Consider the following 23,708-nt stretch of genomic DNA (forward strand, 5'->3'; position numbering starts at 1 on the left):
TCATGTTCGACAACGATGCATCGAACTCCGGCGGGGCTGACGACGGGCTGATCAATCCGGCGGGCTTCGTCGTCCGCGCGGGGGACCTGGACACCACCGCGATCACCGCAGCCGCAAGCGGCGTCGCCGGAATCGGAACGGGTGTCGTCGGCGCAGTGGATTCCGTATCGACAGCATGGACGACGGTGAAGGCCCCGGGGGTCTTCGAGACCCCCGATGCCGGGGCCGTGTACGCGCTGATGGACCCGGCCGTCGCGGGCGCGGCTGACATGAACGGTGTCACCTCTCGCATCTCTTCCGCTCTGGAGACCTATGCGGCGGAGCTGGAGGCCATCAAACCCGATCTCGAGGACATCGAGCAGGACGCGTGGGACTTCCGAGTGGAGGCTCTCGCCGGGTACGAGGTCACGAACATCGAAGCCCGCGGCTGGCTGGGGAGCTTCACGACCGGCATCGACGGCAACCCGGTGATGATGGACGATTCCTACGAGACGACGACGATCTCGTGGCGAGAGCACGACCCGGCGGTGGCGAAGAACGAGAAGCTCGTTCATCGGTTCGAAGCGATCCTCGCGCGAGTGTCGACCGCGGCGACAACGTGCGCGAACGCAATCCAGGCGGAACTGCAGCTCGTGTGCGCCGCCCCGTTCGACGCGATCACAGCCGAAGCGCTGGCGAACTCTCCGGAGTTCTCCACCTGGGGGGCTGCGGTCGGCGAGCAACGTAACGTGACCGAGTCAATCGGGTTTGGCCTGGCGAACTTCGGGAAGGGCATCTGGACCGGGGGCGAACTGATCACCGGATACGACGCGCAAACGGGCGTCCGATCCTGGGACACGTTCTGGAAAACGGTGGGTGGTCTGGGAGACTTCGTCGGCTCCACGCTCGCCGTCACCAACGTCCCGTTCATGATCGCCGGTATCGCGTCGATGGGCACGAACACCCCGTTCCGCAACTTCTTCACAGACCGGATCAACACAGTCGCGTCATCCTGGGGGAGCATCATCGGCTGGGACCAGCAGGCTCACCTCGCCGGCGAGAACGGCTGGCACAAGTGGGAAGAAGACGGCATCGCTGCGGCGACGGAGTCCGTCGCGAACGTGGGCACGTTCTTCATTCCTGTAGCGAACATCGGCAAGGTCGTCGTGGTGGGCACGAAGGTCGGATCCTTCATCGTCCGCGGTGTCGCCGGTGTCGCGGAGTTCGTCGTCCCTGCCGGATCGCACCTCGTCACCGGTGTCGCGAAAGTCGTCGAACTCACCTCCACCGGTGTCAAGACAGGCTTCCGCGGGCTCATCAATGCCATCCGTGACACCCACCTCAACGTCACCGTCAAACCCACCACAGTCCCCGGCACCCTCAACACCGCCCTCGATATCACCCACCTCGACACCCCGGTGAAGCCCGGAACCGCGGTCTCCGAGGCGCTCGGACTTGAGTCGGCAATGGGGAGTCGAAGCGCCCCATCAGATACTCACACCGGAAGCCTGGAGTCGCACACATCGGTTCGGGAGAGCAGTAACATAGGTGGTGCAGATGCGGAACGTGCGCACTCGTCTCAGACACACACAGTCGAAGGACAAGCGAGTACGACTGTCGGCGGTACTGCGCCTTCTCCTATAGCTGGGACTAAAGTTCCGGCCCTGGGTACTGACGCAGTGGTGACTGCGAACGGGCCATTAGCTATCGAACCACCTCGAGCCGACATGTCCTTGGTTTGGGGGAACGACCGCGGCGTGATTGATATCGATGCTGTCCTGGGAACGCAAACCCCTACTCCGGCTCTAGGATGGACTGACTTGAACGCCCTCCAGTTTCGCATAGAACCCGATACGCAACTCTTCTGGACCGGTCGCACGGAGATGCCGAATCCGGCAAATTCCACGTTTGTGGGTAGCTCTGATATTGCCACCGGGCTGGCTCGACAGCGCGGAGGGACAACGCTCGAGACATATCTTGCTGACCATGGAATAAAGATGCCTCGCTGGTCGGACGATCCTGTCGTTCAGGCGGCATGGGGAGAAGTTTCTAGGATGTACGCAGAGTCCGCGAGTGGTGTCGTACGCGTCGTCCTTGGGCGCAACATTCGTCCTGAAGCGGTATGGTTGACCTATGAATTCGATGCACTCAGGTCGAATTCTAATGTAAGCAAGATCATTGCCATTGATCCGGCTACTGGGGGAATGCGGGTTCTATATGAAAGGCCGCAAAATGCGAGATGAAATTGTCAGCAAGGCCGTAATCGCTTACGTTGGGTGGGATACGGATGCGGCGCTACCGGGCCGTCATCCCGAGCGCATCGCAGATGGTTCTTTGAAGGATCACGTGCTCGAAATAATCGCAATGGTGGATGCCGAGGAGCCCGGAAGCCAAGGTCTATGGGAATGGGGGAGGGAGGTCGGTGACAAAGTCTCGTCGCGGTTCCCCGGGCTTTCTACTGAAGCGGTCGACGCGCTTGTTGCGCTCATCACTTTTGAATGGCGATAACGCGCTCTCAATCGTGGGGACCTCGCCGTCTCGATCTCTCTGTTTAACCAGTTCATGGGAAAGGCAGCCCTCATCCCGAGCGCCCCGCTGACCAACGGCTGAGAGACCAGGTGCCGTGGGTTCGCACAAGAAGATTGCGCTGGCGTCTTGGGCGTCCACTTCAGAGCCGCCTGAGTCGGATTGCCGCACGAACTGACCAGCTATTGCAAGGCTTGACGAAGAGCGTTGGTGCCTCGGGCTGGGAACTGTCTCTTCCTTCGGGCGCATCCCAGGATCCCGATGCGCCCATTCGTGGTCGTGTGCCGTGGGAAGGGGGCAAGCGCCCACTGGTAGCCAAGTGCCCGGTATCCGCGAGCTTCAGTATCAGTTGACCGGACGGATCTCCTGGCGGTGGATGGCAGAATCGTCTTTTGAATGCGCGAGACGAAGAATGGATGTCGCTGGAGGATCTCGTGAACCCAAGTATGGAATTATTAGATACGGATCGGTCGACTGATTACGGGAGTCGGTATGTCGTCATCCAGTTCGCGCGAAGATCTTTTTGATTTTGCTACGATGGGAGGGTATCAAGGAGTCACGCCTGAAGAAAAGTCTGTCGCGATGCCCGAGAATGCGATCTTCGCATTGGTGAGTGGTGATCCCGACTTTTTCTGTGTGAAGGAAGGTGACGTATACGTTGTCAATAAGCAGGAGCGGGGGCATTTCGCGGCTCCTCGATTCGCGTCGAATCACATCGAAGACGTGGAAAAGCACCTCGCTTTCATGCTCGGCAACAGTGTGCGAACAAGGTCGGGACTGCCTCGAATCTGGTTGCCGTCTTTTTCCTTGGCTTATGGTTGTGAGGCGGGGCGCTTCCGCGTGGAGGGTAGCCCCGCCGATGTCACTCTGTCGTGGGTGGAAAGGGACCAGGTGCACGTTGCTTCTGCGATGTCTGAAGACCGGGCTGAGGAATTTGTTCAGTATGGAACGTATTCGGTCCAGGAGATAGTGCAATCATTCCAAAGGATCGACGGGGCGCCACTATTTCGTAAGTGATTTCATATTGGCCGTCCTTGGGTACAACGATCGTTCCGAAGTGGGCGCCTGCCTGAATATATGCTTCCTGAAGTGTCCATAGTTGCGCGGGCCAACGGATTTCCCGGCGGTGGATGGCAAATTCGGTTCTGGGGCACAGAGGAGCTTAGGTGGATACCCATGAAGGAGCTGACTGACTCGATTAATGGAGTGCGGAGATGATCGACAAGACAATAGAACCAGAACTGGCGCAGTTTGCTGCACTAGGTGGATACCATTGGGGTGGGTCAACGACATCCGCTGTTCGCGGGGACGTTCTTTTTGCGCTGATGAGCGGAGACCCTGACTTCTATTGCTTTCGCGAAGGCAACCAGTTTGTGGTCCGAAAGGAAGAGAGGGGACAACTGTCGCCTCCAGCAGATTCGTTCGATACTCGAGATTCACCGCCGAGCAGATTCGGAGATCTCTTCTTTCGGAGACTGGCGAGCCTCTATTCGCCGGCTCTTCGCGCACGACGGTGTAGTCGGTTGAGCGCTCGATCTGCCTGAAGTCATGACGTGACCCTTCAACTGGCTGTCAGCGAGAGTCGAGGCGCTGCGGGCTGAAGGTCTTTTACCGGAGGCAATCTCCCGAGCCAATGGCTTCCCGGCCGGTGGATGCCAGATAAGGTTCTGGGTCCTGGATTCGAGTTCGTGGGTTTCGATTGAGGATCTTTTGGATGGGTTTCGGGTGATTCGATGAAGAGGGATGTTGGGGGATGCGATAGGATCACCTGCTCGCTTCGGAGTACGAACCGCGCCACATCGCGAAGCGGGACGCATTGTCTTTGGGCGCATCTGATCTTCCGTGGGTGGCTCAGAATCCGGATCCTTAACGTGTCCTTATCAGCGGTGTCGTCGACCTATTGCACCCGGGACTCGAGGTACCGTTTGACGGGCTTCACTCATTTGCGATGACGCTTCTGGATGCAGCACCCGAGTAGTCCCGATGGGTGCTGCCAAAGGCAAGGGATTGGGCTTCATGTTTGAGAACTCGGCGCATTTCATGGCGGCGATGATGCAACTCCCCACCTTCGAGGGGATCGCATGGCGTGCAGCGAGCTTTGAGTTGAACGCGCCGTTTGATTCCGTTGAACCGATTCCATTGAGTCGGGATCTGCGCGTTGCAACAGAGAATCTTCGGGCAGTCGGCGTGCACATGTTCATCACCTCGAATTCCCGCGACATCAGTGCTCTCTCAGCGCATCCGACCGATCAAGAAGTTGTCCTCTTGCCCGGTGCACGATTGATCCCGGCATCGTCGATGCGCGTCGTGGAAGGAATACGGGTGCAATCGATCATCGAACTGCCGGCGAGTGACCACCCGCTCATGCCCATCCCGTCAGATCATGAGATCGAGGCTGCAGTGAAGGCCGCACGCGCCCGGTCTGAGGTTCCGGTGTATCAAAAGGGGCGGTTCGGGGCCTGACTGCGGCGGAGACAGCGAGCCCCGGTTCGGTTCAGCTTCATGTCGTCGGGGTGGGGCAGAGTGGGGACATGACCTCCCCGCTCTCCGCCTCCCCTCGCGGCGCCGCTCTCGCCGCACTGCGCGATCTCACCGGGCGTCCGGACGCAGAGTTCCACGACGGTCAGTACGAGGCGATCGAGGCGCTGGTCGAGCAGCGTCGACGCGCGCTCGTCGTGCAGCGGACGGGATGGGGCAAGTCGGCGGTGTACTTCGTTGCCACGCTGCTGCTGCGCCGTCAGGGTGCGGGCCCCACGGTGCTGGTGTCACCCCTGCTCGCGCTCATGCGCGATCAGATCGCCGCCGCCGAACGTGCAGGCGTGCGCGCCGTGGCGATCAACTCGACCAACGCCCACGAGTGGTCCGACGTGCTCGCCCAGCTCGACCGCGACGAGGTCGACGTGCTGCTGGTGTCGCCCGAGCGCCTCAACAACCCATCGTTCCGCGAGGAGCAGCTGCCCGCGCTCGTGCGCCGCATCGGCATGCTGGTCGTCGACGAGGCGCACTGCATCAGCGACTGGGGGCATGACTTCCGCCCGGACTACCGCCGGCTGCGCGACCTCATCGCGCAGATGCCCGCCGACGTCCCGGTGCTCGCGACGACCGCCACGGCGAACAGCCGCGTGGTCGCCGACGTGGCCGAGCAGTTGGGAACCGGGGAGTCGGACGCACACGTGCTCACCATCCGCGGCCCTCTCGCCCGCACGTCACTCCGGCTCGGTGTCCTCCGCTTGCCGGATTCGGCGAGCCGGCTCGCCTGGCTGCTCAGCCATCTCGATGACCTCCCGGGCTCGGGCATCATCTACACGCTCACGGTCGCAGAAGCCGTCGACACCGCGCGCCTGCTGCGCGAACGCGGCCACGAGGTGCGCGCCTACACGGGGCAGACGGATGCCGACGAGCGCGAAGAATCCGAGGGCATGCTCAAGCGCAACGAGGTCAAGGCGCTCGTCGCGACCAGCGCCCTCGGGATGGGCTTCGACAAGCCCGATCTCGGGTTCGTGCTGCATCTCGGCGCGCCCTCGTCTCCCGTCGCCTACTACCAGCAGGTGGGTCGTGCGGGGCGTGCGAGCGAGAGCGCCGATGTGCTGCTGCTGCCGGGCGTGGAGGACCGCGACATCTGGCACTACTTCGCGACGGCGTCGATGCCGGATCGAGAGCGCGCTGAGCGCGTGATCTCGGCTCTCGGTGACACGCCCGTGTCGACACCGGCGCTCGAGGCGATGGTCGACATCCGCCGCACGCCTCTCGAACTGCTGCTCAAAGTGCTCGACGTCGACGGAGCGGTCCGCCGGGTGCAGGGCGGCTGGGTCGCGACCGGAGAGCCGTGGGTCTATGACGCCGAGCGCTACCAGCGCATCGCGGCGGAGCGCGTGGCCGAGCAGCAGAGCATGCTCGACTACGAGACCACCACCGGATGCCGTATGGAGTTCCTGCAGCGATCACTCGACGACGACACGGCGGTGCCCTGCGGACGCTGCGACAACTGCTCGGGCGCCTGGTTCCCGCGCGACATCGAGAAGGACGCGACTGCGAGTGCCGCCGAGTCTCTCGACAGGGTCGGAGTGCCGATCGAGCCGCGCCGCGCCTGGCCGACCGGCGCCGACCGGCTGGGAGTAGCGGTGAAGGGCCGCATCCCGGCCGACGAGCAGGCGACGGAGGGCCGCGCACTCGCACGGCTCACCGACCTCGGCTGGGGCGGCACGCTGCGCGAGCTGTTCGGTGCGGGGGCAGCGGATGCCGCGGTGACGCCGCAGCTGCTCGCCGGCTGCGTGCGGGTGCTGGCCGAATGGGGATGGGAGCATCGTCCGGTCGCCGTCGTCGCGGTGCCCTCGCGCTCCCGGCCTCAGCTCACCGAATCCCTGGCCCGCGGGATCGCCGAGATCGGCCGGCTGCCGTACCTCGGTGCGCTCGGTCTGGCGAACGGCGGACCGAGCGGCCAGCCGGGCGGCAACAGCGCCTTCCGAGTCGCCGGCCTGTGGGAGAGGTTCACCGCCGAGGGGCTCGAGATCCCGGAGGGACCGGTGCTGCTCGTCGACGATCAGGCTGACAGCCGCTGGACGCTGACGATCGCGGCTCGCACGCTCCGGCAGGCCGGGGCGACCGACGTGCTGCCGTTCGTCCTCGCGCTGCGCGGCTGAGCCGATTCACTCGCGGAGCAGACGCTCGACGGCATCAGCCAACTCCGGGATGTCGTTCCGCGCCGTCGAGGTGACGATCGCGTGAGTCGTGTCGAAGTATCGATGGGCGAGATGGTCGCGCATCCGCGCGATCTCGTTCCACGGGATCCCCGGCTCCGTCTTGGTGACCGACGGCGCGAGGTCCTTCACCGCTTCTCCGATCTCCATCAACCGAGCGCGGATCGCGTCGAAGACGATCTCATCGTCAGCATCCGACCGGTCGACGTAGCGTGAGATCGGCTGTGCAGGCGGCTGCGATGTCGCGCAGTCTGTCGCGATCGCGCCGGCTCATAGCTCGATCGAATCTCGCTCGACGGATTCGATGACGGCCGGCTTCAGCCCGTTGCTCGGTACGAGATCGACCTGGCGGCCGAGAATAGCCTCCGCCTCTCGTTGCATTCGCAGAAGGTCGAATATTCCGGTTTCGGGATCGATGTCGACGACCAGGTCGATGTCGCTCGTTTCTGAGTCTTCGCCGCGTGCGACGCTGCCGAAAAGTCGGATCCGGCGCGCACCCAGAGGCTCGAGCGAACGATGCAGAGCTGACGCCGAAGCCCGCACGCGATCCAGAGTGCTCGACGCGGTATCGGGACGACCGGAGAAATCGATCACGAAGCCGGCGGCCGCAGACAGCCTGTCGACAGCATCGAAAGACGGCTCTCGCCGACCGTTCTCGTACTCGCTGATCACGCTCTGAGGTATATCTGCGAGCTGCGCGAGAGCGGACTGCGTCAGCCCGCTCTGCTGGCGGACCCGACGGAGAAGTTCGGCGGCGCGACTCACGGACGCAAGTATATCGTGAATTCGCAATATAGTGAATAAGCGATACTCACGTTCGCTCCTTCGCAGGTCACTCCGGCTGCGACCGCTTCGTCGTGATCGAGCGGCCGCGGAACTCCGCGACCGCATCGCCGGTCTCGTCGGTCACGGTGACGTCGTAGAGACCGCTGCGTCCGCTGATGACGCGCCGCGCCGCGGTCGCGGTGAGCGTCTGCCCTGCGTGCGTCGACTTCAGGAACGTGATGTCGGCGCCCGCCGCGACCGTCACCTTCTCGTCTTCGTTGCAGGCGATCGCGAAGGCGGTGTCGGCGAGCGCGAACACGAGTCCGCCGTGCGTGATCGCGAAGCCGTTCAGCATGTCCTCGCGCACCCGCATCGACACGACCGCGCGGCCCGGTTCGTCGTGCTCGACCACCATCCCGAGCAGGGCAGACGCGGCATCCCGCTTCATCATCGGCCTCACGACTTGCTCACGAGCGTCAGCACGTCGTAGGTCGCGACCGTCTCGCCCTTCTGGTTGCGGATCACGGCGTCCCAGCGCACCTCGCCGTAGTCGTCGGTCTCGCGGGGCGTGATCTGCTTCGCAGTGAGCTCGACCCTGATCTCGTCGCCGGGGGACACAGGCGTCAGGAACCGGAGGTTCTCGAGGCCGTAGTTCGCGAGCACCGGTCCCGGCTCGGGGTCGACGAAGAGGCCGGCGGCCCACGACACGAGCAGGTAGCCGTGGGCGACGCGGCCGGGGAAGAACGGGTTGGCCGCCGCGGCCTCCTCATCCATGTGCGCATAGAACGTGTCGCCGGTGAAGTTCGCGAAGGTCTCGATGTCGTCGAGGGTCACCTCGCGCGACGCCGAGGCGATCTGATCGCCGATGCGCAGTTCGGCGAGCGACTTGCGGAACGGATGCCGTCCGCCGCTGTGAGCGGCGGCCCCCGAGTGCCAGACGCCGGTCAGCGCCGTGAGCATCTCGGGCGAGCCCTGCACAGCGGTGCGCTGCATGTGATGGTGCACTGCGCGGATGCCGCCCAGCTCCTCGCCGCCTCCCGCGCGGCCGGGGCCGCCGTGCACGAGGTTCGGCAATGGCGAGCCGTGGCCGGTCGAGGACCGTGCGTCGTCGCGGTCGAGCAGCAGCATCCGTCCGTTGAACGGCGCGATGCGCGTCGCGAGTTCGACCGCCTGCGCCGGGTCGTGCGTCGCGATGCTCGTGACGAGCGATCCGCCGCCGCGGGCGACGAGCGCCGCAGCCTCGGCGATCGAGCCGTAGGTGAGAAGCGAGGAGACAGGGCCGAAGGCTTCGACCGTGTGCACGGCATCCGTCTGCGGCTCGTCGAACCGCAGCAGCAGTGGAGCCACGAATGCGCCCTCGGCTGCCGGACCCGTGCTGCCGTCGGCGAGGCGCACCTCGGGAGCATCCGTCGACCCGACGACGATCTCGCCCCCGGCGTCCTGCAGCTCTCTGACCCGGCGCAGCACTTCATCGCGCTGCGCCGTCGAGGCGAGAGGACCCATGGTGACGCCCTCGGCACGAGGGTCACCCAGCACGGTCTTCTCGGCGACCCGCGCCTGGACGGCGGCGATCACGGCGTCCGCCGACGTCGCCGGCACGATCGCGCGGCGGATCGCGGTGCACTTCTGCCCGGCCTTGGTCGTCATCTCCGTCACGAGCTGACGCACATAGGCATCGAACTCGGGAGTTCCTTCGAGGGCATCCGTGCCGAGCACCGAGGCGTTGATCGAATCCGTCTCGGAGGTGAAGCGCACGCCGCCGGTCTGCACGGCCGGGTGGGCTTTGAGCGATTCGGCCGTCGACGCGCTGCCGGTGAAGCCGACGACGTCGCCGAGACGCAGATCGTCGAAGAGGTCGGGCACGCTGCCGCTGATCAGCTGCAGGGAGCCCGCGGGGAGGAGCCCCGACTCGACGAGGATGCGCACCATCGCCTCGGTGAGATAGCCGGTGGGCGTGGCGGGCTTCACGACCGTGGGCATGCCCGCGAGGAACGCGGGAGCGAGCTTCTCGAGCGAACCCCACACGGGGAAGTTGAAGGCGTTGATCTGCACGGCCACCCCCGGAAGCGTCGTGTAGATGTGCCGGCCGAGGAACGAGCCGTCCTTCGACAGCGGCTCGACGGCGCCGTCGACGAGCACCGTGCTGTTCGGCAGCTCACGGCGGCCCTTGCCCGAATAGGAGAAGAGCACGCCGATGCCGCCGTCGATGTCGACCCACGAGTCGGTCTTCGTCGCACCGGTGCGGGCGGAGAGCACGTACAGCTCGTCCTTGCGCTCGGTGAGCGCGAGTGCGAACTGCTTGAGCAGCACCGCGCGCTGGTGGAAAGTCAGGGCGGCGAGGCTCGACTGGCCGGTTGTGCGCGCGTACTCGAGCGCGCCGGCGAGATCGAGGCCCTCGGTGCTCACTCGCGTGATGACCTCGCCCGTCGACGCATCGCGAACCTCCGTCACCGAGGCGGGAGACGCGGGTGTCCACCACTCGCCCTGGACGTAGCTCGGCAGGTAGTCGCTCATCGCTCCTCGTTCCATTCGTAGAATCCGCGGCCGCTCTTGCGGCCCAGCGTGCCTTCGGCGACCATCCGGCGCAGCAAGGCAGGTGGCGCGAAGCGCTCGCCGAATGCCCGTTCGAGCTCCTCGGCGATCCCCAGTCGCACATCCAGGCCGACGATGTCGGTGGTGCGAAGCGGACCGATCGGATGCCGATAGCCGAGCGTCATGGCGGCATCGATGTCCTCCGCCGACGCCACCCCTTCTTCGAGCATCCTGATCGCCTCGAGCCCGAGCATGACGCCCAGGCGCGATGACGCGAACCCGGGGGAGTCGCGCACCGCGATCGGCGTCTTGCCGAGAGCGGCGACCCACCCACGGGCGCTTTCGATGACGTCCCGTGATGTGGCCGTTCCGTGCACGATCTCGACGAGCGCCGAGGCGGGCACCGGGTTGAAGAAGTGCAGTCCGAGGAACTGCGCAGGGCGCAGGCGGTCGGCGGCGAGATCGTCAATCGAGATCGAGGAGGTGTTGCTCGCGAGGACCGCGTGCGCCGGCATCGCCGATTCTGCGCGGGCGAGCGCGGGGGCCTTGAGAACGCGATCCTCGGGAACCGCTTCGATCACCAGATCGCAGTCGGAGAAGGCGGTGACATCGGTGCCGGTGGTGAATCGGGAGCGGAGTGTCATGTGATCGAGGGTGTCGTCGCGATCGACGGAACGGCGGATGCTGTCGGCGACCCGGTGAGCGGCGGCATCCGCGCTCTGCTGATCGCGTTCGATCACGGTCACGCGGGATCCCGAAAGGAGGAATGCATGCGCGATGCCGGCGCCCATGCGCCCGCCGCCGAGCACGCCGACCCGCGCGGGGGCGATCTCGACCGGCGGCTCGCTGCGTGTCGTCTCGGTGTCCTGGGTTCCGGTCGTTGAGCGAGGAGCGGAGCGACGAGACGAAACGCGCGTTCCCTGCGTCGGGGTCGGCTCACCGCGTTTCGTCTCGCTGCGCTCGCTCAACGACCGGTGGGGGGCTTCCGTCTCGCTGTGCTCGCTCATCGGCGCGACCTCCGCTCGAGGAACTCGGTCATGCGGCGGTGCTTCTCGGCAGACTCGAACAGCTCGGCCTGCAGCTCGAACTCGATCGCGGGATGCTCGGGGCGGGGAGCGCGCAGCGCGCGCTTCGTGTGCTGCGTCGCGAGCGGGTCGTTCGCGGCGATCCGGTCGGCGATCCGATGCGCGGCGGTCAGCAGCTCGTCCGCCGGGTGCAGCGCCGACACCAGGCCCCACCGCAGGGCCTCTTCGGCGTCCAGCATCCGTCCGGTCAGGAGCAGCTCGCTCGCCCGCGCGTGGCCGATGATCTCCGGCAGGCGCCAGGTCGCACCGGCGGCGGCCATGATGCCGAGCCCGGTCTCGGGATTGCCCAGCTTCGACGACGGAGTGGCGATGCGGATGTCGGCGGCATAGGCGAGCTCGGCACCGCAGCCCAGGGCGTAGCCGTCGATCGCGGCGATCACCGGCATCGGCAGCTCGCTGATGCGGATGAAGGCCGCGGCGTTGATGCCCCGGCGCGCATCCTCCGCGGTGCGTTCCCGCAGCTGTGCGATGTCGGCACCGGCCGCGAACACCCCGCCCGATCCGGTCAGGATGAGCGTGCGTGGATCGGCCTCGAGTGAGCCGCACAACGCGTGCAGGGCGTCGATCATCTCCTGATCGATCGCGTTGCGCTTCTCAGGGCGGTCCAGCGTCGCGATCACCCGGTCGGCATGCTCCTCGACGCGCAGGGTCATCGCACCCGCTCCACGATCATCGCGGTGCCCTGGCCCACACCGACGCACATCGTGGCGAGACCGTACCGCACGTCTTCGCGCTCCATCCGGCCGAGCAGGGTGACGATCAGCCGCGACCCGCTCGAACCCAGCGGATGACCGAGCGCGATCGCGCCGCCGTCGGCGTTCACGATCGCCGGATCCAGGCCGAGGCGCCGTATGCAGGCCAATGACTGCGAGGCGAAGGCCTCGTTCAGCTCGACGGCGCCGAGGTCGGCGACCGTGAGGCCGGCCTTCCGCAGAGCCTTCTCGGTCGCGGGCACCGGTCCGAGCCCCATGATCTCCGGCGCGAGCGCCGCCGTCGCCGACGCCAGGATCCGGGCGCGTGGCCGAAGCCCGTGCCGCTCGATCGCCCCGGCGCTCGCGACGACGACCGCGGATGCGCCGTCGTTCAGCGAACTCGAATTCCCCGCAGTGACGATGCTGCCGCCGCTGACGACGGGCCGCAATCCCGCGAGCACGTCGAGGGAGGTGTCGCGGCGAGGGCCTTCGTCGGTGTCGACGACTCCTCGCGGGGTGTCGACGGCCACGATCTCGGCCGCGAACCGTCCGGCATCGATGGCTGCGAGCGCGCGGCGGTGGCTCTCCAGGGCGAAGGCGTCGGCATCCGACCTGCTGATGCCATCGATGCGTGCTACCTCCTCCGCCGTCTCGGGCATCGAGAGCGTCGCCTTCTCGCGGGCGGCGAGGCGCGGGTTCGTGAACCGCCAGCCGATCGACGTGTCGACGGAGACGCCAGGCCCCGCCCAGGCCCGGTCGGGTTTGGCCTGCACCCACGGAGCCCTGGTCATCGACTCGACGCCGCCCGCGATGACGGCGTCGGCATCGCCGGCGCGGATCGCCTGCGCGGCGAGTGCGATCGCCGACATGCCCGAGGCGCACAGTCGGTTCACGGTCAGGCCGGGGATCTCGTCGGGCAGCCCCGCGAGCAGCACGGCCATGCGGGCGACGTTCCGGTTGTCTTCTCCGGCCTGGTTGGCAGCCCCGAGGATGACTTCGTCGATCGCGTCGGACGGCAGGCCCGAGCGGGCGGCGGTCTCGGCGACGACGAGCGCGGCGAGGTCGTCGGGGCGGATGCCCGAGAGCGCCCCGCCGTAGCGACCGACCGGCGTGCGCACACCGTCCACGAGAAAGGCCTCGGACATCGTCATCCTCTCGATCGCCGACGCTGGCATATTTTCAGACCGATCGTTCAGGAATACGATCTCAGATCGTCGCGCGATTGGCAACTCGCCGGCGGTGACAGACTGGGCGTCATGTCAGAGCCAGCGATCGGCACGTCGGCCCCGAAGCGGGGGCGCCCGGGTTATGACCGCGAGCAGGTGCTCGCGGTGGCCGTGAAGGTCTTCAACGAGCACGGATACGACGCGACCAGCGTCGCCGATCTCACGGCCGCGCTCGGACTCACGAAGTCGGCGCTGTACCACCATTTCGAGTCGAAGTCGGCGATCCTCGAGCTCGCCCTCGACGACGCCCTCGACGGGCTCGAGCAGGTGGTCGATGACGCCGAGGCGCGGCATCCGCTCGCCTCCGATCGGCTGCGCGCGATCGTCCGAGGCGCCGTGCGCGTGCTCACCGAGAAGCTCCCCGCCGTCACGCTGCTGCTGCGCGTGCGTGGCAACGGCGAGGTCGAGGCCGCAGCGCTGCGTCGCCGACGCACCTTCGATCAGCGCGTCACGACGATCGTCGCCGAGGCGCAGCGCGAGGGCCTGATCCGCGACGACGTCGATGCCGCGGTCGCCACCAGGCTCATCTTCGGCATGATCAACTCGGTCGTCGAGTGGTATCGCCCCGGCGGCCCGGTCGACCCCGCCGAGCTCGGCGAAGACATCCTGCGCGTGAGCCTCGATGGGCTGCAGTCGCGCTGACCCTCAGTCGTCGGCGGGAGAGATACGCGGAGGCCACACGCTCGCGCCCAGCTCGCGTGAGATGTTGCGGGCGGTCTCGCGCAGGGCGTTCACGACGGAGTCGGATGCCGGCGCCTGCGACGTGGGCAGGACGACGGCGACCGCGGCCACGATGTCGCCTCGGGCGTCGGCGATGGGCGCCGCGACCGATGACTCTCCCAGCACCGCCTCGTCGGTCTCGCTCGCGCTGCCGCGTTCGGCGATCGCGGGGAACTCGAGAGTGAGGCGCGCCACATCGGTGACCGTGTCGCCGGTGAGGCTGCGCAGCGGCCGCTCGAACACGGTCTGCTGGAACCCCACGTCGTAGGCGAGCAGCACCTTGCCCATCGCTGAGGCGTGCGCGGGGATCGCGACGCCGGTCTCGAGCATCTGCTGACTGTCGTCGGGTCTGAGGTTGTGATGGATCACGAGCACGTCCGCGAAATGCGGTGCGCCCAGGCGCACGGCCAGTCCGGTGCGCCGCGCGAGATCCTGCGTCCAGCGCATCGCGCGGGCGCGCACGTCGAGGGTGTCGAGGTAGACGTTGCTCAGTCTCAGGAGCGTCGGGCCGAGCATGTAGCGCTGCCCGCCGCGCTCTTTCGCCACCAGCCCGTGCTCGCGGAGCGACTTCACGATGCCGTGCACTGTCGATGGCGGCAGGTCCAGCGCCAGAGACAGATCGGTGATGCCCAGATGGCGGGCTCCCTGCAGCAGCTCGAGCACCTTCGCGGCGCGATCGATCGCCTGGATCATGCGGGCTCCCTCCTACCCGGATCATCGTCGAACCGGACTCGTCGATCGGGGGTTGACATCCCGATCGACTCCGAGCATATTCGACATTGACGAAAAGCTTTCGAATTCCGACCGGAATTCGGCCGAGTCGAGATCAAAGGAGATCGCACGATGAAGAAGCTCATCAACAACCCCGCCGACGTGCTCGTCGAGTCACTCAAGGGCGTCGCGGCGGCTCACCCCGAGCTGTCGGTCGATCTGGAGACCAGCGTCATCACGCGCGCGACGCCGAAGGCCGAGGGCAAAGTCACGGTCGTCTCGGGCGGTGGGTCAGGGCACGAGCCGCTGCACGGCGGCTACGTCGGAGTCGGGATGCTCGATGCGGCCGTCGCGGGCGAGGTGTTCACGTCGCCGACGCCCGATCGCGTGCAGGCTGCGACCAAGGCCGTCGACCGCGGGGCCGGAGTGCTGCACATCGTGAAGAACTACACCGGCGACGTTCTGAACTTCGAGATGGCCGCGGAGCTCGCCCAGATGGAGGGCATCGAGGTGAGCACGGTCGTCGTGGACGACGACGTCGCCGTGCAGGACTCGCTGTACACCGCAGGCCGCCGCGGCGTCGGGCTCACCGTGCTGCTGGAGAAGATCGTCGGCGCCGCCGCAGAGGAAGGACAGGACCTTGCGGCCGTCACCGCTCTCGCGCAGCGGGTGAACGCGCAGGGGCGGTCGATGGGCATGGCGCTCACGAGCTGCACGGTCCCCGCCGCGGGCAAGCCGACGTTCGACCTCCCCGAGGACCAGATGGAGATCGGCATCGGCATCCACGGCGAACCCGGTCGACACCGCGAGCCGCTGGCACCGGCATCCGACATCGCCCGCCAGCTCGTCGAGCCGATCCTCGCTGACCTCGACTTCGCGGGCCCCGCGATCGTGATGGTGAACGGGATGGGCGCGACGCCGCAGATCGAGCTGTACCTGATGTACGCCGAGGTCGCGGCGCTGTTGGAGGCGGCGGGCGTGCGGATCGTTCGCAACCTCGTCGGCAACTACATCACCTCGCTGGACATGGCCGGATGCTCGGTCACGGTGCTCAAAGCCGACGATGAGATCCTGCGACTGTGGGACGCGCCGGTCGTCACTCCCGGTCTGCGGTGGGGCGCCTGATGGGTGCGGTCGGCACGGCGGCGCTGCAGGACTGGATCTCGCGGTTCAGCGATGCGATCGCCGAGAAGCGCGAGTGGCTCACCGAGCTCGACTCGGCCATCGGCGATGCCGACCACGGCGCGAACATGGCGCGCGGTATGGGCGCGGTGGTCGAGAAGCTCGGCACGGGGGCACCCGCGAACATCGATGACCTGCTGAAGACCGTCGGCATGACACTCGTCAGCTCGGTCGGCGGGGCGAGCGGACCGCTGTACGGCACCTTCTTTCTGCGGATGGGCATGAGCGCCGGGGCCGTGACCTCGCTCGACGGCTCTGCGCTCGGCGCGGCCCTGCGGGCGGGGCTCGACGGGATCGTCGCGCGAGGCAAGCCCGAGGCAGGGGACAAGACCATGTTCGACGCCATGTCGCCGGCGGTCGATGCTTTCGATGCGGCGCTCGCCGCGGAGTCCTCGGTGGCCGATGCTGCCCGGGCGGCGTCGGATGCCGCCGCGGCCGGACGGGATGCCACCCTGCCGCTCGTCGCGCGCAAGGGACGGGCGAGCTACCTCGGTGAGCGCAGCGCGGGTCACCTCGACCCCGGCGCGGCGTCGACCGCGATCCTGTTCGAGACACTGGCCGACACGATCGCGGCCGCTTCCTGATGATCGGCATCGTCGCCGTCTCCCACAGCGCTCGGCTCGGGGAAGCGGCGCTCGAACTCGCCCTGCAGATGGTTCCTGGCGGGGGAGCGCAGGTGCGTGTCGCGGCGGGGGCAGGGGCGGATGCCGACGGCACGCCGATCCTCGGGACGGATGCCGCCGCGGTGGCGACCGCGATCGACGAGCTCGCAGCCGAGTGCGACGGCGTGCTCGTGCTGATGGATCTGGGCTCCGCCGTGATGAGTGCCGAGATGGCGCTCGAGTTCAGGATGAGCGAGGTGCCGGTGCGACTCGTCCCGGCGCCGTTCGTCGAGGGGCTGCTCGCGGCGGTCGTGGCTGCGGCGGCCGGAGGAGATCTTGATGCCGTGGCAGAGGAGGCGAGCACCGCCCTCGCCGCGAAGACCGGACAGATCGGCGGTCCGGAGCCCGGTCCTCATTCCGACCGCGATGCCCAGCCCGGGTCGTCGAGCGAGCGAAGCGAGACGAAACGCGGTGAGGACGCGTTCGACCAGGGGGAGGCGCATCGCATGACCCGAGTGGTCACCGTGCGCAATCCGCTCGGCATCCATGCCCGGCCCGCAGCCCTCATCGCCGAAGCCTCTGCGGGTGCCGATGTGCGAGTGCGCAGGTTGCCAGACGGACCGGAGGCCCCGGCGGCGAGCCTCTCGAGGCTGCTGGTGCTCGGTGCTCGACAGGGCGATGACCTCGAGCTCTCCGCATCCGGTGACGGCGCCGAGCAGGCGCTGACCCGGCTGGCGGCCCTGTTCCACGACGGCTTCGGCGAGGGCACCGATCCCGTGGCACCCCGGCGCCAGCCGGAACCCGCCGATGAGCGCGTCGCCATCGCGGCCGGGGCGGTGCTCCGGGGTCGTGGTGTGAGCGCGGGGGCGGCCGCGGCATCCGTCGTCCATCCCGCCCCGCCGCTGCCCGAGCCGCCCGCCGATCTCGTGATACCCCAGGAGCAGCGCGAGTCCGAGGTCTCGGCCATCGAATGGGCGGCGGTGGCGGTCGCCGATGAGCTCCGCTCGCGAACCGCCGAGGCCTCGGGTGAAGCCCGTGACATCCTCGACGCCTCCCGCCTGCTGGCGTCCGACCCCGAGCTCGTGTCGGAGGCATCCGCGCTCGTGCGCACGAAGGGGCGGAGCGCGGCGCGAGCGGTGTGGGAGACCGCCGCGGTGCACGAGAAGAGCCTCGCGGCGCTCGGCGGACGCATGGCCGAACGCGTGGCCGACATCCGCGACGTGCGCGACAGGATCATCGCCGAGATCCTCGAGGTCGAGATGCCGGGCGTGCCTGATCGTGACGAGCCCTTCGTGCTCGTCGCCTCCGATCTTGCGCCGGCGGACACCGCGGCGCTCGAAGGAGGGCGATGCGTGGCGCTCGTCACAGAGCAGGGCGGACCCACCTCGCACACCGCGATCATCGCGCGCTCGTTGGGACTGCCCGCCGTCGTCGGAGTCATCGGCGCGACGGGCATCGCGGCCGGCTCGACCGTCCTGGTCGACGGTGACCGCGGCACGGTGGAGGTCGAGCCGTCGTCTGCGCGGATCGAGGAGTCGACGAGTGCGGCCGCGGTGCTGCCGTTCGACGGCGAGGGACGTCTGGCCGACGGCACCGAGGTGCCGCTGCTTGCGAACGTCGGGGGAGCAGCGGATGCCGTCAGCGCAGCCGCTGCAGGAGCCCAGGGCGTGGGACTGTTCCGCACCGAGTTCTGCTTCCTCGATCGGGCGGAGGCGCCGACCATCGAGGAACAGGTCGCCGCCTACCGTGGCGTGCTCGCCGCGTTCCCCGATCGGCGCGTCGTCGTGCGCACGCTCGACGCGGGCAGCGACAAGCCGCTGCCGTTCGCGAACCCGGAGCACGAGGACAATCCTGCGCTCGGCGTGCGCGGGCTGCGCATCGCACGGCGATCGCCCGCACTGCTCGACGACCAGCTGCGCGCCCTCGCGCTCGCTGCGGAGCACGAGTCCGCGAGCGTCGAGGTCATGGCGCCGATGGTCGCGACGGTCGACGAAGCACGCGACTTCGCAGACAGGGCCCGGGCGGCCGGGCTGAGACGCGTGGGGATCATGATCGAGACACCGGCTGCCGCTCTGCTCGCGCGCGAGCTGTTCGAGATCGTCGACTTCGTGAGCCTGGGTACCAACGATCTCGCCCAGTACACGCTCGCCGCCGACCGGCTGCTGAGCGACCTGGGAGACCTCAACGATCCCTGGCAGCCGGCCGTGCTGCGCCTGATCGGGGCAGTGGGGGATGCGGGCAGAGCGGTCGGCCGGTCGGTCGGGGTGTGCGGAGAGGCGGGAGGCGACCCCGCGCTGGCTCCCGTGCTCGTCGGTCTCGGCGTGACGAGCCTGTCGATGACGCCACGGGCGCTGGGCCGAGTCGGCGCCGCGCTGGCATCGGTGACCGCGGCGCAGTGCCGCGAGGCGGCCGAAGCCGTGCTCGGCGCGGCGACCGCCGACGAGGCGCGCGCCGCGGCATCCGCTGTTCTGAATCGGTGAGAGCGGCGGCATCCGCTCGATGCCCTTCCGTGAGCACATCCTTCGCACTCGGACATCTGCGGCGCGCTCCGTGACAAGTGCGTCGGGTCGGCCCGTCCGACAATGAGAGGAGGCCGATGCCCCGGCCGGTGCACTGCTCGAAGGAGAGTTCCTGATGTCCGATTCCGCCGCTTCTGCAGCCGCTGCGCTGCTCGACCGCATCCAGGCGCCCGAGGGATCGGGACGGGAGATACCGGATGCCGCGACCCGCGAGATCATCGGCCGTGCGCCGGTCGACACGGTCGCCGACGTCGACGGAGCGATCGCCCGTGCTCGGGCGGCGCAACCCGGGTGGGAGGCGCTCGGACACGAGAAGCGCATCGAGCTGCTGCTCGCGGCCGCTGACGCGATCGACGCGAACGCGGAGGCTCTCTCATATGTGCTGTCGCGGGAGCAGGGCAAGCCGCTGAACGGTCCGAACGCGAGATTCGAACTGGGGGCGTGCTCCGCGTGGCTTCGCGCTAACGCGGCGATCGCCACTCCCGGCGAGGTGCTGCTCGATGATGAGAGCACGCACGCCGAGCTGGTGTACAAGGCGGCCGGAGTGGTGGCCGCGATCAGCCCCTGGAACTGGCCGCTGATGATCACGATCTGGCAGGTCGCCCCCTCGCTGCGCATGGGGAACGCGGTCGTCGCCAAGCCCAGCGAGTACACACCGCTCAGCGTGCTGGCCCTGATCGCGGTGATGAACGACGTGCTGCCCGAAGATGTCCTGATCGGGATCTCGGGAGACCGTGAGATCGGCGCCCGGCTGTCGTCGCATCCGGATGTCGACAAGATCATGTTCACGGGCTCGACCGCGACCGGGCGCAAGATCGTCGAGGCATCGGCGGGAAACCTGGCGCGGCTCACCCTGGAGATGGGCGGCAACGACGCCGGCATCGTGCTGCCGGGGACGGACCCCGCTGCGATCGCACAGGATCTCTTCTGGGGGGCGTTCATCAACACCGGCCAGACCTGCGCCGCGATGAAGCGTCTGTATGTGCACGACTCGATCTACGACGACGTCGTCGCGGCACTCGCCGACATCGCGCAGAGCACGCCCATCGGCAACGGACTCGACGAGAACAACGTGCTCGGCCCGCTGCAGAACAAGCCGCAGTTCGACATCGTGTCGCGGCTGGTCGACGACGCGAAGGCGCGTGGCGCGCGGATCGTCGCCGGAGGCGAAGCGGCCCCTGAACTCGGCGAGCTGTTCTACCGCCCGACGATCGTCGCCGACATCCCGAACGACGCCGCTCTCGTGCAGGAGGAGCAGTTCGGTCCGGCGCTGCCTGTCATCCGCTACTCCGACATCGACGAGGCATTCGCCTGGGCGAACGGCGTCGACGTGGGCCTGGGCGCCTCGGTCTGGTCGAGCGATCCCGAAGAGGCGCGTGCAGCGGCCACGCGGATGCAATCGGGCACAGTGTGGGTCAACTCCCACGGCGGAGTTCATCCCATGGTTCCGTTCGGGGGAGTGAAGAGCTCGGGATACGGTCTCGAGTTCGGCGCCGAAGGGCTCAAATCGGTCAGCGTGACGCAGGTCGTCTCCGGCCCGGCCCGGAAGGGCTGAGGCGTGCGCTCGGCGATCGTCGTCGGAGCAGGCACCTCGGGGGCGATCGTCGCGCGACGCCTGGTGGATGCCGGTGTGGACGTCACCCTGGTCGAAGCGGGCGGCTATGACACGAACCCGGCGATCCACGACCCCTCGCGCGCGGGAGAGCTGTGGCACTCCGCGGAGGATTGGGACTACTTCACCGTTCCCCAGCAGCATGCCGCCGGCCGACGTCTGCACCTCCCGCGCGGAAGGGTCACAGGTGGTTCGCACGCGCTGAACGCCATGATCTGGGTGCGGGGTGCGGCTTCCGACTACGACGGATGGGAGCGTGACGGGGCGACAGGCTGGGCGTGGTCCGACGTCGAGCCGGTCTACGAGGCGATCGAGAACGACCTGCTGCCGGTGACGGGCGACTACCCGCTCTCGCCGATCCAGGCGTCGATCATCGACGCCGCCGTGCAGGAGGGGCTGCCGCACAACGCGAACTACAACGGCGGCACGCTCGACGGGGTCTCGCAGGAGCAGGTGACGATGCGCGACGGCCGCCGGGTCAACACCTGGATGGCGTATGCGCAGCCGGTGGCCGATCGTCTCACCGTCGTCACCGGACGCGAGGTGCACTCGGTGATCATCGAGGATGGCCGGGCGCTCGGGGTGCGGTTCGAAGACGGCGAGGAGCTCCGCGCGGACGAGATCGTCCTGTCCGCGGGAGCGCTGGGATCGCCGGTGATCCTGATGAGGTCGGGGATCGGGCCGGCGGCGGAGCTGGAGGCGCTGGGCATCTCCGTCGTCCGCGATTCGCCCCAGGTCGGGAAGAACCTGCACGACCATCTCCTGTCGCCGGTGATCTTCACCACCTCCCGTGAGGTCGGCCCGCCGCAGCCCGGCGTCTCGGTCACGCAAACCCACCTGTTCTGGCGCAGCCGGCCGGAGCTGGCAGAACCCGACACGCAGCCGATCCACTTCTCTGTGCCGATGTGGGGCGAGCTCGAGCCGCGTGGGGACGACGGCTTCACGCTCATGGCGGGACTCATCACCCCGCACAGCCGGGGGTCGCTGACCCTGTCGGGGCCCGCGGTGTCCGACCCGCCGCTGATCGACCTCGCCGCCCTGACCGACGAGCGCGACGTCGCATCGCTCGCGGCATCCGTCCGCCAGTGCCGCCGCATCGGCGCTCAGCCGGCGCTCGCAGGGGAGTGGGGCGCTGTCGAGGTGTATCCCGGCCCTGAGGTCGCGGAAGGCGACGTCGAGGACTGGGTGCGTCGAACCGCGATCACCTACCACCACCAGGTCGGCACGTGCCGCATGGGCAGCGACGCGGATGCCGTCGTCGATCCGGGGCTGAGGGTTCGGGGCATCGACGGTCTTCGCGTGATCGACGCCTCGGTGATGCCGACCGTGCCGAGCGGCAACACGAACGCTCCGGCCGCGATGATCGCCGAGCGCGGCGCGAGGTTCCTGCTGGAGGGCTGAGCGGCGCGCGTCCGGCGCGGGGTCTCCGGCTCCGCGCCAAGCTCCGCGCCCGGCTCCGTGCCCGGCTCCGCGTCACCTCCGCCGAGACCCCCACTTGTCGCCGAGACCCCCACTTGTTGCCGTCGATAGGTGGGGGTTTCGGTAACAGATGGGGGTTTCGGCGCGTTCGGGTGCGCCCGCGTGCATACATGGCGTATGTGGGGCGCATGTGGTGGGTCACGGCGGGCGGATGCCGAAGGCTTGAAGCCGCGCGCCGAGGGCGTCGGGGGTGCGGATGTGTGAAGACTCCCAGCGGCCGAGACCCCAACCGGTGACTCCGCGCACGGCATCCTCCCGCCGCTTCTCCGCCATCACGATGTCCTCGATCGTGGCACCGCCCGTCATGGACGGATCGGTGTACTTGCCCCTGCCGTCGAACTCTCCGAAGCATCGTGACCGTTCGAATGCGAAGTCCAGCCAATAGGTCTCGCCGTCCGGGCCGATGACCTGCTCCTGCAGTCGTACAGAGCGGAAGCCGAGCCGGTGCAGCTGGAGACGGCTCACGCTTTCACCGGGGAGCTGTGCTCTGCCGTCGGCGAAAGAGATCACCTCCCTCGCCTGACGGATGCCACGGGTCGAGACGAGGTGAGCGCGCCCAGAGAGCACGCCGCGCCAGATTCCGGCGAGCTCGGCATCCTGATGGTGTCCGTCGACGACGGCGAAGCGACGGAGAGCTGCGTCGGCCACGGCGACCGCCGCCTCCTGGTGCGCCGTCGCCGTGACGTCGAGCACGGTGCGGTCGAGCGATGTGCAGCGGATGCCGTCGATCACCGTGACGTCGTGGGCAGGTACGGGGATGTCATGCCAGTGGATGCCCATGCGACTGCGCGTATGCCGTCTTCCTTCGATGGCGGCGTGAACCAGTCGCGGAGCTGTGCGATACAGAGGCAGTCCGTGCAGCACGGCCGCGGACACACCTGTGAAGAGAGGTCCGGGCGGATCGGAGTTCATCTGCACGGCAGCGACCTCGAGGAGATGTCGCCCCTCGCTCCAGAGGCCTGACCAGTCGCGCGCGTGCACGTAACGGCCCCGACGGACTCGACGCAGCTCACCGGAGGCCACTCGAGCGCTCAACTCGCGATCTGTCAGACCGGTCGCGCGCAGCTCATCGCGAGATCGGAGCAGGCCACGTGCGGCGGCGATGGTGAGCGTGCGCATCCGCACATCATTCGGCATCCGTCCGCTCGGTGGTGAGCGTCGTCCGCGTTCTGTGGATGCTTCGCGACTCGGCTCCGCTTGTGCAGAAGCAGTGCACACCCGCGCCCCGCGCGCTCCCGCCCCGCCCCGCGCCTCGCCCTCGCGTCGCCGAGACCCCCATCTGTTGCCGAGACCCCCATGTATTCACGTGAACAAGTGGGGGTCTCGGCAACAAGTGGGGGTCTCGGCGGAGGTAGGAGGGGGAGGGGAGAGTGAGGGTAAG

The 23,708-nt window shown here is 67.7% G+C and carries 19 protein-coding genes; 10 read left to right on the forward strand and 9 right to left on the reverse strand.

Features of this window, described 5'->3' with window-relative positions; genetic code table 11:
• The first annotated feature begins 2 nt into the window (after positions 1-2).
• The 4 genes from RS84_RS18705 (at position 3) to RS84_RS12450 (ending at position 7,145) form a co-directional block, all read left to right on the forward strand.
• A complete protein-coding gene (locus tag RS84_RS18705; RefSeq protein WP_052676350.1) occupies positions 3-2,222 on the forward strand; it encodes a hypothetical protein in 2,220 nt (739 codons plus the stop codon).
• 775 nt (positions 2,223-2,997) lie between these two features.
• Entirely contained in the window at positions 2,998-3,522 is a 525-nt protein-coding gene (locus RS84_RS18960) for an Imm61 family immunity protein (protein ID WP_082062171.1), read from the forward strand.
• Positions 3,523-4,488: 966 nt separating this feature from the next.
• Positions 4,489-4,968 carry a hypothetical protein gene (locus tag RS84_RS12445; RefSeq protein ID WP_045258061.1) on the forward strand — a complete coding sequence of 160 codons (480 nt, stop codon included), beginning with the start codon at positions 4,489-4,491 and terminating at the stop codon, positions 4,966-4,968.
• Between the two features lie 68 nt (positions 4,969-5,036).
• Positions 5,037-7,145, forward strand: coding sequence for a RecQ family ATP-dependent DNA helicase (locus RS84_RS12450; protein WP_045258062.1), 2,109 nt, complete (start codon positions 5,037-5,039; stop codon positions 7,143-7,145).
• A gap of 6 nt (positions 7,146-7,151) precedes the next feature.
• Here RS84_RS12450 and RS84_RS19615 read toward each other — a convergent pair whose 3' ends face one another.
• The 7 genes from RS84_RS19615 to RS84_RS12485 form a co-directional block, all read right to left on the reverse strand.
• Entirely contained in the window at positions 7,152-7,352 is a 201-nt protein-coding gene (locus RS84_RS19615; RefSeq protein ID WP_235281486.1) for a DUF86 domain-containing protein, read from the reverse strand.
• A gap of 120 nt (positions 7,353-7,472) precedes the next feature.
• Positions 7,473-8,093: a helix-turn-helix domain-containing protein gene (locus RS84_RS18710; protein WP_082062172.1), complete on the reverse strand. Its 621-nt coding sequence runs from the start codon at positions 8,091-8,093 to the stop codon at positions 7,473-7,475.
• A complete protein-coding gene (gene paaI / locus RS84_RS12465; protein ID WP_045258063.1) occupies positions 8,035-8,418 on the reverse strand; it encodes a hydroxyphenylacetyl-CoA thioesterase PaaI in 384 nt (127 codons plus the stop codon). Before paaI ends, RS84_RS18710 begins: the two co-directional genes overlap by 59 nt.
• A 5-nt stretch (positions 8,419-8,423) precedes the next feature.
• Positions 8,424-10,481 (reverse strand): phenylacetic acid degradation bifunctional protein PaaZ, encoded by a 2,058-nt coding sequence (paaZ, locus tag RS84_RS12470; protein ID WP_082062173.1) that lies wholly within the window; start codon positions 10,479-10,481, stop codon positions 8,424-8,426.
• Positions 10,478-11,506 (reverse strand): 3-hydroxyacyl-CoA dehydrogenase family protein, encoded by a 1,029-nt coding sequence (locus tag RS84_RS12475; protein ID WP_082062174.1) that lies wholly within the window; start codon positions 11,504-11,506, stop codon positions 10,478-10,480. The genes paaZ and RS84_RS12475 overlap by 4 nt, the downstream gene beginning before the upstream one ends.
• A complete protein-coding gene (locus RS84_RS12480) occupies positions 11,503-12,237 on the reverse strand; it encodes an enoyl-CoA hydratase/isomerase family protein (RefSeq protein ID WP_045258065.1) in 735 nt (244 codons plus the stop codon). The genes RS84_RS12475 and RS84_RS12480 overlap by 4 nt, the downstream gene beginning before the upstream one ends.
• Positions 12,234-13,421, reverse strand: coding sequence for a thiolase family protein (locus tag RS84_RS12485; RefSeq protein ID WP_045258173.1), 1,188 nt, complete (start codon positions 13,419-13,421; stop codon positions 12,234-12,236). Before RS84_RS12485 ends, RS84_RS12480 begins: the two co-directional genes overlap by 4 nt.
• A 111-nt stretch (positions 13,422-13,532) precedes the next feature.
• Here RS84_RS12485 and RS84_RS12490 point away from each other — a divergent pair, with 111 nt between their 5' ends.
• Positions 13,533-14,144 (forward strand): TetR/AcrR family transcriptional regulator, encoded by a 612-nt coding sequence (locus RS84_RS12490; RefSeq protein WP_045258066.1) that lies wholly within the window; start codon positions 13,533-13,535, stop codon positions 14,142-14,144.
• Between the two features lie 3 nt (positions 14,145-14,147).
• Here RS84_RS12490 and RS84_RS12495 read toward each other — a convergent pair whose 3' ends face one another.
• Positions 14,148-14,915 (reverse strand): IclR family transcriptional regulator, encoded by a 768-nt coding sequence (locus RS84_RS12495; protein ID WP_045258067.1) that lies wholly within the window; start codon positions 14,913-14,915, stop codon positions 14,148-14,150.
• Positions 14,916-15,065: 150 nt separating this feature from the next.
• Here RS84_RS12495 and dhaK point away from each other — a divergent pair, with 150 nt between their 5' ends.
• From dhaK to RS84_RS12520, 5 genes are all read left to right on the forward strand, one after another.
• A complete protein-coding gene (dhaK, locus tag RS84_RS12500; protein WP_045258068.1) occupies positions 15,066-16,058 on the forward strand; it encodes a dihydroxyacetone kinase subunit DhaK in 993 nt (330 codons plus the stop codon).
• Positions 16,058-16,699 carry a dihydroxyacetone kinase subunit DhaL gene (dhaL, locus tag RS84_RS12505; RefSeq protein WP_045258174.1) on the forward strand — a complete coding sequence of 214 codons (642 nt, stop codon included), beginning with the start codon at positions 16,058-16,060 and terminating at the stop codon, positions 16,697-16,699. The genes dhaK and dhaL overlap by 1 nt, the downstream gene beginning before the upstream one ends.
• The gene (gene ptsP / locus RS84_RS12510) at positions 16,699-19,197 is read left to right on the forward strand and encodes a phosphoenolpyruvate--protein phosphotransferase (protein WP_082062175.1); all 2,499 of its coding nucleotides are present in this window, start codon (positions 16,699-16,701) and stop codon (positions 19,195-19,197) included. The genes dhaL and ptsP overlap by 1 nt, the downstream gene beginning before the upstream one ends.
• 154 nt (positions 19,198-19,351) lie before the next feature.
• A complete protein-coding gene (locus tag RS84_RS12515; protein WP_045258069.1) occupies positions 19,352-20,791 on the forward strand; it encodes an aldehyde dehydrogenase family protein in 1,440 nt (479 codons plus the stop codon).
• 3 nt (positions 20,792-20,794) lie between these two features.
• A complete protein-coding gene (locus tag RS84_RS12520; protein WP_045258070.1) occupies positions 20,795-22,249 on the forward strand; it encodes a GMC family oxidoreductase in 1,455 nt (484 codons plus the stop codon).
• Between the two features lie 216 nt (positions 22,250-22,465).
• Here the strand turns inward: RS84_RS12520 and RS84_RS12525 are convergent, their stop codons facing one another.
• Positions 22,466-23,446 (reverse strand): type IV toxin-antitoxin system AbiEi family antitoxin domain-containing protein, encoded by a 981-nt coding sequence (locus tag RS84_RS12525; protein ID WP_052676352.1) that lies wholly within the window; start codon positions 23,444-23,446, stop codon positions 22,466-22,468.
• Positions 23,447-23,708: the final 262 nt, after the last annotated feature.

This window comes from Microbacterium hydrocarbonoxydans (assembly GCF_000956475.1).
Taxonomy (GTDB): Bacteria; Actinomycetota; Actinomycetes; order Actinomycetales; family Microbacteriaceae; genus Microbacterium; species Microbacterium hydrocarbonoxydans_A.